The sequence below is a fragment of the Lysinibacillus sp. NPDC093688 genome (assembly GCF_050280145.1).
Classification (GTDB): Bacteria; Bacillota; Bacilli; order Bacillales_A; family Planococcaceae; genus Lysinibacillus; species Lysinibacillus xylanilyticus_B.
On record NZ_JBNNUX010000021.1, the window covers coordinates 21,298 to 35,487 of the forward strand.

Annotated in this window: 16 protein-coding genes; 9 read left to right on the forward strand and 7 right to left on the reverse strand. The window is 38.4% G+C overall.

Annotated features, from left to right (window positions below):
• The first annotated feature begins 80 nt into the window (after positions 1–80).
• From ACQKN2_RS16225 to mnhG, 7 genes are read left to right on the forward strand one after another with little or no spacing between them, the layout of a single operon-like run.
• Positions 81–2,495 carry a Na+/H+ antiporter subunit A gene (locus ACQKN2_RS16225; RefSeq protein WP_427415864.1) on the forward strand — a complete coding sequence of 805 codons (2,415 nt, stop codon included), beginning with the start codon at positions 81–83 and terminating at the stop codon, positions 2,493–2,495.
• Positions 2,482–2,904, forward strand: a complete 423-nt coding sequence (locus ACQKN2_RS16230; protein ID WP_049669152.1) for a Na(+)/H(+) antiporter subunit B — start codon at positions 2,482–2,484, stop codon at positions 2,902–2,904. The genes ACQKN2_RS16225 and ACQKN2_RS16230 overlap by 14 nt, the downstream gene beginning before the upstream one ends.
• A complete protein-coding gene (locus ACQKN2_RS16235; protein ID WP_142510534.1) occupies positions 2,904–3,245 on the forward strand; it encodes a Na(+)/H(+) antiporter subunit C in 342 nt (113 codons plus the stop codon). Before ACQKN2_RS16230 ends, ACQKN2_RS16235 begins: the two co-directional genes overlap by 1 nt.
• The gene (locus tag ACQKN2_RS16240) at positions 3,238–4,725 is read left to right on the forward strand and encodes a Na+/H+ antiporter subunit D (RefSeq protein ID WP_427415865.1); all 1,488 of its coding nucleotides are present in this window, start codon (positions 3,238–3,240) and stop codon (positions 4,723–4,725) included. The genes ACQKN2_RS16235 and ACQKN2_RS16240 overlap by 8 nt, the downstream gene beginning before the upstream one ends.
• Positions 4,726–4,729: 4 nt before the next feature.
• The gene (locus ACQKN2_RS16245) at positions 4,730–5,209 is read left to right on the forward strand and encodes a Na+/H+ antiporter subunit E (protein WP_427415866.1); all 480 of its coding nucleotides are present in this window, start codon (positions 4,730–4,732) and stop codon (positions 5,207–5,209) included.
• Positions 5,206–5,487 carry a Na(+)/H(+) antiporter subunit F1 gene (locus tag ACQKN2_RS16250; protein WP_427415867.1) on the forward strand — a complete coding sequence of 94 codons (282 nt, stop codon included), beginning with the start codon at positions 5,206–5,208 and terminating at the stop codon, positions 5,485–5,487. The genes ACQKN2_RS16245 and ACQKN2_RS16250 overlap by 4 nt, the downstream gene beginning before the upstream one ends.
• Positions 5,471–5,839 (forward strand): monovalent cation/H(+) antiporter subunit G, encoded by a 369-nt coding sequence (gene mnhG, locus ACQKN2_RS16255; RefSeq protein WP_079561531.1) that lies wholly within the window; start codon positions 5,471–5,473, stop codon positions 5,837–5,839. The genes ACQKN2_RS16250 and mnhG overlap by 17 nt, the downstream gene beginning before the upstream one ends.
• Positions 5,840–5,974: 135 nt before the next feature.
• Here the strand turns inward: mnhG and ACQKN2_RS16260 are convergent, their stop codons facing one another.
• Together ACQKN2_RS16260 and ACQKN2_RS16265 are read right to left on the reverse strand one after the other, a co-directional pair.
• Positions 5,975–6,181, reverse strand: a complete 207-nt coding sequence (locus ACQKN2_RS16260; protein WP_079561516.1) for a hypothetical protein — start codon at positions 6,179–6,181, stop codon at positions 5,975–5,977.
• A 67-nt stretch (positions 6,182–6,248) separates the two neighbouring features.
• Positions 6,249–7,757 carry a leucyl aminopeptidase gene (locus tag ACQKN2_RS16265; protein WP_427415868.1) on the reverse strand — a complete coding sequence of 503 codons (1,509 nt, stop codon included), beginning with the start codon at positions 7,755–7,757 and terminating at the stop codon, positions 6,249–6,251.
• Between the two features lie 113 nt (positions 7,758–7,870).
• Between ACQKN2_RS16265 and ACQKN2_RS16270 the strand changes: the two genes are divergently transcribed.
• Positions 7,871–8,353, forward strand: a complete 483-nt coding sequence (locus ACQKN2_RS16270) for a divergent PAP2 family protein (protein ID WP_323648097.1) — start codon at positions 7,871–7,873, stop codon at positions 8,351–8,353.
• A 291-nt stretch (positions 8,354–8,644) separates the two neighbouring features.
• Here the strand turns inward: ACQKN2_RS16270 and ACQKN2_RS16275 are convergent, their stop codons facing one another.
• From ACQKN2_RS16275 to ACQKN2_RS16295, 5 genes are all read right to left on the reverse strand, one after another.
• On the reverse strand, positions 8,645–8,974 hold the full coding sequence (locus ACQKN2_RS16275) for a YuiB family protein (RefSeq protein WP_079561513.1): 330 nt from the start codon (positions 8,972–8,974) through the stop codon (positions 8,645–8,647).
• A 456-nt stretch (positions 8,975–9,430) separates the two neighbouring features.
• Positions 9,431–11,224 (reverse strand): carbon starvation protein CstA, encoded by a 1,794-nt coding sequence (gene cstA / locus ACQKN2_RS16280; RefSeq protein ID WP_323648098.1) that lies wholly within the window; start codon positions 11,222–11,224, stop codon positions 9,431–9,433.
• A 118-nt stretch (positions 11,225–11,342) separates the two neighbouring features.
• Complete coding sequence (locus ACQKN2_RS16285) at positions 11,343–11,945, reverse strand: LytR/AlgR family response regulator transcription factor (protein WP_427415869.1); 603 nt, start codon at positions 11,943–11,945, stop codon at positions 11,343–11,345.
• Positions 11,908–12,405, reverse strand: a complete 498-nt coding sequence (locus ACQKN2_RS16290; protein WP_323648102.1) for an NUDIX hydrolase — start codon at positions 12,403–12,405, stop codon at positions 11,908–11,910. The genes ACQKN2_RS16285 and ACQKN2_RS16290 overlap by 38 nt, the downstream gene beginning before the upstream one ends.
• Before the next feature lie 585 nt (positions 12,406–12,990).
• The gene (locus ACQKN2_RS16295) at positions 12,991–13,431 is read right to left on the reverse strand and encodes a MarR family winged helix-turn-helix transcriptional regulator (protein ID WP_427415908.1); all 441 of its coding nucleotides are present in this window, start codon (positions 13,429–13,431) and stop codon (positions 12,991–12,993) included.
• Positions 13,432–13,567: 136 nt separating this feature from the next.
• On the opposite strand from ACQKN2_RS16295, the gene ACQKN2_RS16300 reads away from it, so the two are divergent.
• The gene (locus ACQKN2_RS16300) at positions 13,568–14,059 is read left to right on the forward strand and encodes a CarD family transcriptional regulator (RefSeq protein WP_427415870.1); all 492 of its coding nucleotides are present in this window, start codon (positions 13,568–13,570) and stop codon (positions 14,057–14,059) included.
• Positions 14,060–14,190 lie beyond the last annotated feature (131 nt).

A 14,190-nucleotide genomic window follows, 5' to 3' on the forward strand; every position in this document is an offset into this window, starting at 1 on the left:
CTAAATCCTATGCGTGCATATGCATTTCGACAAAAAGTGAGTTATAATTAACATACTTACCTGCATAAAGGAGGATTTTTTTGTTACAAGTACTTTATATTTTCATTCCAATGCTTGCTGCAATTTTTGTGCCTTTTTTATATAAACGCATTAAAAATATTCACACAGGCTGGTTTGTTCTTGCAGTACCTGCTACACTCGCGATTATTTACGCATCTTATATCGCAAAAGTAGCAGATGGTAAAGTATTTCTTGAAGAGCTTCCTTGGATTCCATCGCTTGATATTTCCGTAGTATCTTATTTAGATGGACTTAGCTTGCTTTTCTCATTACTAATTACTGGAATTGGCTCATTAGTCGTACTTTACTCTATTTTTTATTTAGACAAACATAAAGAAAAATTACATAATTTTTATGTTTACTTATTACTATTTATGACCGCAATGCTAGGAGTAGTACAGTCAGATCATTTAATTACGCTGTACTTCTTTTGGGAGCTAACATCTATTTCATCATTTTTACTGATCGGCTATTGGTATAACCGTGATGCCTCTCGCTTTGGGGCACTTAAGTCAATGATGATTACAGTCGGTGGCGGCTTAATGATGTTGGGAGGATTTATCCTTCTGTATTTAATGGGAGGAACGTATTCAATCCGTGAACTTATTGTCATGGCACCTACTTTAATGGAGCATCCGATGTTCACTTGGTCACTCGTTTTAATACTTTTAGGTGCATTTACAAAATCTGCGCAATTCCCATTCTACATTTGGTTACCAGATGCAATGGAAGCGCCAACACCAGTTAGTGCATACCTTCACTCTGCAACAATGGTAAAAGCAGGTATTTATTTAGTTGCACGCTTTACACCAATTTTCGCTGTTTCTGAACTTTGGGTTTGGCTCGTTACAGGCGTAGGTATCTTAACGCTATTCTGGGGTTCGTTCTTTGCTGTGAAGCAAACAGATTTAAAAGGAATCCTTGCGTTCTCTACTGTGAGTCAGCTTGGCCTTATTATGTCATTGCTCGGCGCTAGTGCTTTAGCATTTCATGGCAATGGAGCAACAGATACTATTAAATTTGCTGCCTTTGCGGCAATCTTCCACCTGATAAACCATGCAACGTTTAAAGGGAGCTTATTCATGATTGCAGGTATTGTCGATCATGAAACAGGTACACGTGATATTCGTAAGCTCGGTGGCTTAATGAGTATTATGCCGCTTAGCTTTACAGTCGCGGCAATCGGAAGCTTATCAATGGCTGGTCTACCGCCATTTAACGGCTTCTTAAGTAAGGAAATGTTTTTAACAGCAATGCTTGCACTACAAAATTTCGAATTTTTCGGCTTTGATACATGGGGAGCACTTTTCCCGATTGTCGCTTGGATTGCAAGTATCTTCACATTTGTCTATAGCTTTTATTTTGTTTTCAGAACATTTACTGGTGAATATAAACCAGAAAAATTACCTCATAAACCACACGAGGCACCGATTGGCATGCTAATTTCGCCGATGATTTTAGCTGCATTAGTCGTAACAATATTCTTTATTCCAAACCTAGTTGGGGATACTTTTGTAAAGCCAGCAGTACAAGCTATTCAGCCATTCTTATATGATTCACCAAAGGATATTGATATTCATGTGGCAGCTTGGCATGGTGAAATTACACCTGAATTACTCATGACATTTGGCATAGTACTTGTTGGGGTTCTATTGTTTGTATCGTTACCGAAATGGCAGGGCATTTATCAAAAATTCCCTCGAGCTTTAACATTGAATAATGCATACGACAAGATAATGCTTGGACTGGACGTAGGATTAAATCGTGTATCACGTCTATATATGACGGGCTCTATGCGTCATTACCTGCTATATATGTTCAGTAGTATTGCAGCGATTGTCATAGGTTCTTTATTTGTGAAGAAGGCCTTTACGGTCTCTTTCCAAGACACTGCACCTATTAATCCTTACGAAATTATTTTAGTTGTAGTGTTAGTCATTGGAACAGCCATGACAATTTTGGCAAAGTCACGTTTAACAGCGATTATAGGTCTTGGTGCTGTCGGCTACACAGTAGCATTATTCTTCGTTATTTTTAATGCTCCTGATTTAGCATTAACACAGCTTGTCATTGAAACGATTTCTGTTGCGCTATTTTTAATGGCATTTTACCATCTACCTAAGCTTGGGAAACGAGAAGAACGGATGAGATTCCAATTAAATCGGGCAATTGTTTCCATTGCTGTCGGTGTTATGGTTACGCTTTTAGCACTGTCTGCTCATTCACAAAAATTGGTTCCAACTATCTCGAAGTATTATGAGGAAACAGTTTATTCAAAAGCCGGCGGTGGAAACATTGTCAATGTAATCTTAGTAGACTACCGAGGCTTTGATACATTATTTGAAATTACTGTGCTAGCTATTGCCGGAATGGCCATTTTAGCAATGATTAAGCTACGCATGAATAGAAAGGAGAAATCGCATGAAAACAAATGATGTCATTATACAATTTACAACAAAAATTGTTTTCTTCATTATTTTCTTCTTCTCTATTCATATCTTTCTTGCTGGTCATTACACACCTGGAGGCGGCTTTGTCGGAGGGCTTTTAACATCGAGTGCTATCGTACTCTTAGTCCTCGCCTTTGATTTAAATACGGTTCGCAAGGTTTTACCAATAAATTATACGTATTTAACTGCAATTGGCTTACTACTAGCCCTAGCAACGGCCGCTTTCCCAATGTTTGTAGGTAAACCGTTTTTCACACATTTCTTTGATTATTTCGATTTACCGCTTCTAGGCAAACAGTCTTTACACACGGCTATGCTTTTTGATAGCGGTGTCTATCTGGTTGTTGTCGGCGTTACGATGACCATTATTCAAACGATTGGGGAGGATGAATAATGGAAATAATGATGGCGTTTGTCATAGGCTTTTTGTTTATGGCAGCGGTTTATTTAATCTTATCCAAGAGCTTATTGCGTATTATTATCGGGACAGGTCTTTTAAGCCATGGTGCACATCTTCTCATTTTAACGATGGGCGGGCTTGGTGGAGAAGCACCACCTGTTTTAAAGGAAGGGGCAAAAACTTTTGCAGACCCATTACCACAAGCGCTTATTTTAACAGCGATTGTTATTAGCTTTGGGGTAACCGCTTTCTTCCTTGTACTTGCTTACCGTTCTTACCAAGAGCTCGAGACAGATGATATAAGCTTAATGAGAGGAAGTGATGAGGATGAATAACTTCCTTCTACTGCCCATAATCATTCCGTTTTTCTTCGGCATGATTTTGATGTTTGGGCAAAAAAACTTAAAATATCAGCGTTCATTCGCATTACTTGGTATAGGGCTCGCACTTATATCAGCCATTTCACTGCTTTTAAAGGTAAAAAATGACGGTATTCAAAAGTTGACGTTCGGGGATTGGCCTGTGCCGTATGGTATTACGATGGTTTCAGATATGGTGTCCGCACTACTTGTCACAACTACGCTACTGATTGCCATCTTTGTTGTTTGGTATGGCTTTAGTTCCATCACAAAGGAACGTGAACACTTCTTCTATTACCCTGGGATCATGTTTATTTTAACTGGGGTTAACGGGGCATTTACGACAGGCGATATTTTTAACCTTTTCGTGTTCTTCGAGGTATTGTTAATGGCCTCTTATTTGCTCATCGTTCTTGGGGGCGAAAAAGGACAGCTTAAAGGTTCCATTAAATATATTTTAATTAATGTTATTTCATCTGCATTATTTGTTATAACAGTTGCCTTCCTTTACTCTGTAGTAGGTACATTAAACATGGCCGATATTGCAGTAAAAATTGCTGACATTAATCAGCCAGGTATTGTTACTGTTATTGCTGTACTATTTTTAATGGTATTTGGGTTAAAAGCGGCTATTTTCCCGCTATACTTCTGGCTTCCAACTTCTTATGCGGCAGCTCCAATACCAGTGTTAACGCTATTTGGTGCACTATTAACAAAGGTGGGCATTTACGCGATTACTCGAACATATACATTGTTCTTTGTTCATGATGTATCGTATACACATGATCTATTAATGGTATTTGCAGTTGCAACAATTATTGCGGGCTGTATCGGTGCTCTTGCCTATCACGATGTGAAGCTCATCATTATCTATAATATTGTCATTGCTGTAGGTGTTATTTTATTCGGTGTATCTCAAATGAATGAAATCGCCCTAAAAGGTGCCATGTTCTATTTAATTCATGACATGCTTATAAAAGCAGCGCTCTTTATGTTAATAGGTATCGTAATCTACATTACAGGTACATCTGATTTACGGAAAATGGGCGGTCTTATGAATAAATATCCTGCTCTCGGTTGGTGCTATTTAATTGCAGCATTTGGTTTAGCAGGGATTCCCCCACTTAGTGGCTTCGTTGGAAAGCTGCTAATTGTTCAGGGAGGTTTTGAAGCAGGTAGTAAATGGAGTAGTATTTTTATTTTAGCTTCGTCACTTCTCGTGTTATTGTCAGTTATTCGTATTTTCCTTTATGCCTTTTGGGGTGAGGAAAAAGAAACAAAGGGTACTGTCGATAAAAAAGTCTATCGTACACTATTTGTGCCTACCGTTCTTCTAGTGCTCATTACCGTAGTGTATGGTGTTGGTTCTGAATGGATTACACCATTTATGGACGATGCAGCAAAACTATTAAGTGATCCATCTATTTATATAGATGCTGTAATGAAGGAGGATTAGAAATATGGCATTTCAAATTATTTTAAATTTTGCACTTGCCTTCGTTTGGATGTTCCTTTCTTCTAATTACACAGCAACAGGCTTTATCATTGGGTTCATTCTCGGTATTGTATTACTCATTATTATGCGTAGATTTTTTACTGCTCGTCTTTACGTCTACCGTATATGGGCAATCATTAAACTGACTTTACTCTTTTTAAAGGAGTTAGTGTTAGCGAATATACAAGTTCTTCGAGTGGTCTTAAAGCCAAAGTTAGATATGCAGCCTGCGTTCTTTGCCTATCCTACTGTTTTGACACAAGAATGGGAAATTACGTTATTATCGAGTCTCATTACGTTAACACCTGGTACTGTAGTAGTGCACGTATCAGATGATGCAAAAACTTTGTATGTACATGCAATCGACATGAGTGATGTCGATGAAGCCATTACAGCAATTCGAGATTCATTTGAGAAAGCGATTTTGGAGGTGAGTAAATCATGACAACGTTTATTATTGCTTCGATTGTAGTGATTTGCTTATCAATGATTGCAGTCATTTATCGAATGGTTAAAGGACCTACTGCATCCGACCGTGTAGTAGCATTGGATTCATTGGGTGTATCAGTCATCTCACTAATTGCACTGTTTTCAGTATTGGTTGAAACAAGCTTCTTCCTAGAGATTATATTATTGTTAGCGATCTTATCGTTTATCGGTACTGTTGCTTTCTCTAAATTCATAGAGAAAGGAGATATCATTAAACGTGACAATACTCGCTAATAGTTTAGTTATCTTTTTCATTTCTATAGGGGTGCTATTTATTGTCGTGACAGCCATTGGTCTTGTCCGTTTACCTGATTTGTACACACGTGCTCACGCAGCTTCTAAAAGTGCAACGCTCGGTGTCATGTGCGTACTTATTGGCGTATTCTTTCACTTCTGGCTTATTGAAGATCACTTTAATCCCCGCATTTTGCTTGGTATACTGTTCCTGTTCATCACAGGTCCTGTTGGAGGGCATATTATGACTCGCTCCTCATACATTGCTGGTGTGAAGCCTTGGAAAGGCACAATACACGACGAGCTTGGACCTGAAATTGATCGGATGAAAAAGGAACAAGGCATTAAATAACTTTTATACAAGAATCTGCTCGATTTTTATTAAATCGGGCAGATCTTTTTTATACATCTTACTTAAACTAGTTAGTTAGAAAAACCAGGTGTCACTTGCTGACATCTGGTTTTTTTGAGATCTATTTTGTTTGAATTAATATCTACGATGCCCTCCAAACGGTGGACCTGGTCGGAAAAATGGTGGACCCGGACGGTAAAACGGTGGAAATGGGCGGTAGAACGGCGAAAAAAATGGAGATGGGCCAAACTGTGATCCAAGAAAACTTCCTAAAAATCCTCCCAAAAACGGCCCACCAATTGGCCAAAAGCCACCTCCTGGATAACCTCCGAAGAATGTCATAAGCTTCCTCCCTTTTTTACTCTATCGTATGTAGGAGGATGCATATATCACACGTCTATCGCCTATTCTATTTTTCTTCTCCCAAACGTTGCACAAAATTTGCTAGTGTACGCACCATTACACCTGTACCACCTTTTGGACCTAAATCATGTACAGCCATCGCATCTGAAGTCCCTGCAATATCTAAGTGAATCCATGGTGTATCACCAACAAACTCACCAACAAAGCCTCCGCCAAAAATCATGTGTCCATCACGACCAGGAGAATTATTTAAATCAGCGACATCTGATTTACGAATTCGTTTTCTATCATTTTCTGTTAAAGGCATGCGCCACACAAATTCATCTGTCTCCTGTGCAGCTTCCATGAAAGCAGCAAAGAATTCATCGTCATTAGAAAGTGCACCTGTTTTATCCATACCAAGTGCTGTAATCACTCCACCTGTTAACGTTGCAACATCGATCAGGCAAGTGGCTCCTTGTTGTTTAGCATATGTAGTAGCGTCTGCTAATACTAAGCGTCCTTCCGCATCGGTATTTAAAACCTCGACCGTCTTACCACTATATGTCGTAATAACATCATCCGGCTTAAAGGCTGTGCCAGATACCATATTATCGGTAGAGCCAATAACAGCTACGACATTTTTGTTAGGACGTAATTCACCAATAATTTTCATGGCGCCTAGCACGGCTGCCGCACCGCCCATATCGCCCTTCATGCCTACCATTGAATCTTTTGGCTTTAAGGAATAACCACCTGTATCATATGTAACTCCTTTGCCGACAAGGCCAATTGGATCGTCAAAGTCTTCAGTCGCTTTATATTTTAAAGTTATTAAACGAGGTTCTTCATGGGAGCCTTGATTGACACATAAAATACCGCCCATTCCAAGCTCCTCTAATTGTGCTTTATCTAAAATTTCCACTTCAAAATCGTACTCGACTGCAAGGGACTCTGCGTAATTGGCTAAGTCTGTCGCTGTCAGTAAATTTGGTGGTAAATTAATTAAGCTACGTGCTTCATTTACAGCATCTGCATATATAGCGCCAACCTCAAAGCTTGCCACCACTTCATCTAAATCATTAGCAGCAGTTACAAGATGAACCACGTCAATACGTTTATCTACTTCATTTGATGTTGTTTTGTAATGAGGAATTGAATAATAACCAAGACCAGTTCCTTCACCAGCTAAAAATGCAACATCTGTTACAGTAATCGACTCTGTCGTAAACGACTCAAGCCAAATCGAATATTCTTTAATCTTTAAGGCTCTTAGTTCCTTGCCAAGCAACCCAAATGCTGCACGAACATCGTCTTCTGTTAGGTCCTTACGATCATCTAAACCAACAAATAAAATGCGTTTAAGATTTGCGTGGCCCTTCAAGAATGGCAATTTCGTCATTTTCTTTAACGCAGTAGATACATCCCCTGCACCAATCCACGCATCAATGGATTCTCCATAAAATGATGAAAAGCTTGCCCACTCCTGCATTTGTTCACGATGTTTAGGGACTCCTACTACTAACACTTCAGTAGAAATCGTTTCAAATGTTTTTGCTTCTTTTACAATATGCATGTACATTCCTCCATTCAATATTTTATTATACCTAAGTTTCAGAAAACGCGTAATATTTGGCTTTTAGAAAATAATGAATGTTATAATAAAAGCAATTATAAGTGAAGGTTGTGATGATCATGAGTTTACTTCAAAATACCCCTTTACTCGTTGCCCTTTTTGCTGTTCTCTTTGCACAGTTTGTAAAAATCCCTATTCATTTTTTAATGACTCGAAAGATTGACTGGGGATTATTTACTTCCACCGGGGGTATGCCTAGTTCACACTCCGCTTCCGTAACAGGACTAACAACCTCTATAGCCTATGAAACAGGATTAGATTCCCCAATATTTGCTGTAGCCGCTATGTTTTCATTTATCGTCATGTATGATGCGAGTGGGGTACGTTTTCAGGCAGGTCAGCATGCGGCAGTATTAAATCAACTACGGAAGGACTTTGAAACATTGCTTCATGATTTAAAAAAATGGCCGCAAATGGATGGGCAAGAGAAAATGGAGGAGCTAAAAACATTACTAGGCCATAAACGGAGTGAGGTATTTTTTGGAGCATTAACAGGAATTTTTATCGCCATCATCACATACCAGTTTATTTTGTAACAATAGACACACCCTCATGTCGAGGCTGTGTTTTTTTGTTTATCGGAACACTTTCGTGATTTATCGAAAACTTTTTACGGTTTATCGGAAACTTTTGTGATTTTATCGGAAACTTTTCAATAAAAAAATCAGCGGATGCTGGACACCCGCTGAAAGAAGATCAATTATGCCTCGGCATAATTGCGTCCGGAATCGGCTTTGTGCACGCACAAAGAACTCCTTTCCGATTCCGTGACATCCGCCGGAGGCTTTAACTTCTTTCAGCGGATGCTTGATACCCGCTGAAAAAAGTTAAAACATTCGATAACCACTTTTACGTAAATAAATCATGACAATTCCCGCAACAATTGAACCGGCAAAGCCACCAGATAAGATGGACACATCTACAAGGTGCAGTGCCTGTAACTTATCTAAAAGTGCTGGAAATGCAGAACCTGGCTTGAAAATATAATCTAAAAAGCTTACATCATCGACAATAAAGATAACAACAATTGGATACACGATTGCCATTAACCATGTCATTCGCAGAAGCATATTCAATAAAAATCCAATACCAAAGAACATAACGAAAAATAACAAAATTGAAATGATTAACTGTACTAATGAAACTGGACCATCCATGTATGTATAACCTCCGTTTTCCTCTCATTAGTTTACATGATTACTACAACGCTTTCAATGAACATATCCTTGATTTCGCTTGTTCGTCATATTTAGGAATCATCACCATAGCGTGTGGTTGATTTCCGTTCCGACTGGGCGCTTTCCTGGGGGCGTCCGATGAGCCGCTTCACTCGCGTTGCTCGCTCCAGGGTCTCGGGCCAACAGATGTTTTTTGCGCGAAAGCGAAGCGGCAGCAGCACCGATGTTGGTCACGAAGGCGTTATCACAGGATGTGATGGTTTTAGCCTTCGTTCCTCTATTGCTGATCCCCGAGGAGTCACCCAGTCTCCACTCCAATCAACTATTTATGGCATATATTTTAACAAATGCCATCCACAACTTTTGATGATGAACCATATAAAAAACTATTGAAAACTAGTTTACAACTAATTTTCAATAGTTTCTTGCTGTTCATTATGAAGCTGTTTGTGATAATAAAAACTTTGGTGACTTCCAAAGCTCTGCCCATTTTTTAATGGCCGCTATGACAATTATAAAGCCTAAAACTAACATAATGACAGACAATACACCATTTAACATATTGTAACCAGCAGATGCTGTATTCCAATACACATTTTTAATCATCCAATAGCCTGCTACGTTTACAGTAACATATAAATAGGCTAATGGGATAAAGCATGTTAAGGCGTAGATTCGCTTATCAGCAACTTTTAATACTATTGTTACACCACATACTAAACCGATTGTCGCCATCAACTGATTTGAAACGCCGAATAATACCCAAATCGAACTAATATCTCCTGAATACAATAAGTATCCCCACATGAAGCATGCAAGTGCACTTGCAAAGATTGTACCTGGAAGCCAATTTGTACGCTTCAACGGCTTGTATACATTGCCGCCAAAATCTTGGATTAAATAGCGCGCTACACGTGTCCCAGCATCAATAGCCGTTAAAATAAAGACCGCTTCAAACATGATCACGAATTGATAGAAATAAGAAGACAGTTCAGCAAACCAAGGAATCCCTGTGAAAATATCCGTCATTCCAACTGCAAGCGTGACCGCTCCTCCTGTACGTCCTTCTAAATCCATCCCAATACTTTCAGCTAATGCATGTAAATGAACCGGCTCCATTCCTAATGTAGCAAAGACTGCTGGGGCTGAATTAATCGCAAAGTAATCTGCTGGATGAAGGGCTGTTGCTGCAATTAAAGCCATTACACCTACTAAAGATTCTACGAGCATCGCACCAAAACCAACGATGCGAATATCTTCCCAGCGATCAATCATTTTCGGCGTCGTCCCAGAGCCTACGAAAGCATGGAAACCAGAAATAGCCCCACAGGCAATTGTGATAGAGACGAATGGCCATACCGGACCAGCAATTACTGGACCACCACCATGAATAAACTCTGTAATCGGTGGGAATTGAATAACTGGGTTAACGAAAAAGACCCCGATGATTAAAGCAATAAACACGCCAATTTTCATGAAACTACTTAAATAATCACGCGGCGCTAATAAGAGCCACACAGGTAATGCCGCCGCAAAGAATGCATAGATAGGTAGAATAATAGCTAAAGTATCACGGTCAAACGTTAAAAAATCACCAAATGCCGTTCCTTGAATCATCGGTCCAATAAATACACCGATCATCAATAAAATAAAGCCAACTGTCGAGGTAACAATTAAATTTCCTGTTTTACGATAAGCAATACCAACAAGCATCGCTATTGGAATAGTAATCCCTACCGCAAAAGTTCCCCATGGATTTCGCTCTAACGCACCAAGGACAACCATCGATAGCCCGGCCATTGTAATTGTAATAATAAATAGCATGGCAAGGCCTGTACAGAATCCTGCAACAGGTCCTAATTCCTTCTTCATGACCTCTGATAACGACTTTCCACCATGGCGCATAGAAGCGAATAACACTACTGCATCATGTACTGCACCACCGATTACCGCACCAATTAACAACCAAAGGAGCCCAGGCAAATAGCCAAATTGTGCAGCTAAAATAGGTCCGACTAACGGTCCAGCTGCTGCAATCGCAGCAAAATGATGCCCAAATGTTACCCATTTATTCGTCGGAACATAGTCTTTACCATCCTCCATAGCGTGTGCTGGGGTGGGCGTATCATCTTTTATCTTAAGTACCTTCTTTGTGAAAAATATGCCATACAAACGATAGCTAATCATCAGTACACAAATGGAACCTATTACAATTGTAATAGCATTCATGTTATCACTCCTTTTACGTTTTCCACATCATAGCAAATGAATTGAACAATTATTCATAAAATTCACCAAAATGTCAGAATTCCAAGTTGAAAGGGAGTTTTCTACTGTTGAAATGCAGTTATTTTGATAGCTGAAATATCTTTCGCACATCCTTCATATAAAGTCTGCTGACAGGTATCGAATGCCTATTATGCAAAATCAAATTGTACTTTGAGCTACTCCAAGGCTCGAGCTCTTCAATATGCTCTAGATTAACGATAAATGCCCGATGGACACGCACAAAACCTTTTAAAGTAAGTTTATTCTCCAAAGCAGCTAATGACTCTGAAGCAAAATAACTCCCATTCTCAGTGACCACAATCGTCTTACTATCTTCAGATGTACAATATAAAATTTCTTGAATTTTAATAAGTAAAATCCGATCATTCACATAAACTGTTAATTTATCAAGCTTGTCCAATTGTAAATCCTTTAATTTTTCCATCGTATTAGCCTGCGTTGCTCTTCTTTTAGCCATTAGCTTTTCAACAGCACTTTGTACACGCTCTGAGCCCCTTGATCCTGGAATAACACTCCCCGAAAGAGCCGCCATCTTGACATTAAAAAGGCAAACACAATGATTAGCCCTACGCGCTCTAACATAAACAAAAATAGCTCCATCATAGGTCCCCTCCTCTGTCACTTTATTTTTTAAAGAACAATTTATAAGAAGAATAGCCAAAGACATCTCCTGGATTAATACCTTCTATCCCCTCTAATTGGTGCTTTTCAAATTGGTTAGATGCCATTTCCTTTAACATCACTGATGTCATCTCATCTTGAGCTAGCTCCTTTGGATACATCCATTTAGCTTCTAATAATTCTTTTTCCTGAAGACAAATCTTCTGTTGCTCATCTTTCATCCGACAATAAAATATCGCCATATTATCACTAATGTCACCACGAATCACACCCGTTCGAAAGCCAATTAAGCCTGATACATAGCAATCAATTCCCGTTTCTTCTTTTAATTCACGAACAACAGCCTCATCTACTGTTTCACCAGCATTGACAAAACCAGCCGGCAATGACCATCTTCCCTTTAATCCGCTATATGCCTTTTTAACAACTAGCCATTGGCCTAACTCATTTACAGTTACCCCCGCAACGCCCAACCAAACTTTCCCTCTATCTTTTTTCATATTCTTCACCTCTATATCACTATTATAACGGCCTATTTTCAATATATAGAAGTATTAATTCAGAATTTTATGGTTACTCCACACTCTCGGTCATAAAATACACATGTACGCCAATTTTATATAGATATAACACTGATACAAATGACAGGACCATCACCATAACGTGTGGTTGATTTCCGCTCCGACTGGGCGCTTTTTTGTTGCTGTCGCTACGCTTTCGCACAGATAAAACATTTGTTGCTGTCGCTACGCTTTCGCACAGATAAAACATTTGTTGCTGACGCTTCGCTTTCGTGCAGAGCAGAGCTTCCTGGGGGCGTCCGAGGAGTCGCCCAGTCGGAACGAAGATCAACTTCAATATATGGCATACGTTTTAACAAATATCATCCACAAATTTTGGTGACGATAAAACGACAGAATATTCAATCTTTTTTATAGAAGGAGGATTATGTTAAATGAATTATCATCTAGAGTGGGAACCTTCTACTGTAAGAAATTAAAAAGCCTCTTCCGTAATGGAGAGGCTTGCAAACTTTTCCCAAGGCAGCAATTAGTCTATTCGCTAAAAATAGTATCTTTTTTATTTCATACTCTATTCCAATTAAGCTTTAATATATTTTTTAAATTGTTTACTTGATCTTCTCCTATAGTATTAATTAGTTGCTGTTCAATTTCAGCTTTATAACATTCGTTCTTTTCAAAACATTCTTGACCAAATTCAGTCATACGAATTGCTTTATGTTTTTTACTATGTTCGACATCAGTAACCTTCACTAATCCTTTTGCTTCCAAACTTTTTATAAATTTATGGGTTGCTTGTCTTGTAAATTCAACACCCTTAGCAACGTCTGAAATCATAAGTTGTTTTTTATAAACTATCCCCAAAATACACCATTCTGAGTTTGAAATATAAATAGTATGATGTTTATTCCACTTCTCTTCAGCAAGTCGTCGAAGTAGTTCGTGACGTTCGCTCAACAAGTCAATTACATCTCGATTCTGCAATTCGTCCTTCAACTGGTTCACCTTCATTCCATATTTTTCGTTATTAATATACAAAAAAACAACAGCAATCGTCAATCAAGTTGACAAAATTCTTTTAATTGCTTATAATTAATTTAGTCAACTAAGTTGACAATATAGTTTGTTGGAGGGAATATACATGTACAATGTTGGCGATGTAGTCATTTATTCATCACATGGACTTTGTTCTATTAAAGATATTTGTGAACAAACCTTTAACGACATTACAAAAACATATTACGTTTTACAACCACTAAATGAACCACAATTAGTCATTCGTACCCCTATTGACAATTCAAAAAAACATCTTAGAGACATTATTAAAAAAGAAGAAGCACTCAATATTTTACATTCATTTACATCACCTGGTGTGGAATGGATTGAACAAAACACTCATCGATCAAGATTTCATCTAGAAATAATTAAATCCGGTAATCGCCAAAAACAAGCAAACCTTTTAAACACATTGTTACGAAAAAAGCTCGAATATAGTGCGGTTGAAAAAAAATTCCCTAACCAAGAAGAGAAATTACTGCAATCTTTACAAGAGAACATTTTTTCAGAGTTCTCCATAGCTCTTAATAAATCATCCGATGAAATTTATGAATATGTATTAACACAGCTTCACTAGCAGTGAAATATTGGTACATTAATAAGGTCGCGATTAGAAATAATCGTGGCTTATTTTTTAAAAAGAAATATAAAAAGGTTCTGCTCCATTGTTTAAGCAATATGATAATTCGTGTTTGCTATAAAAAAGCC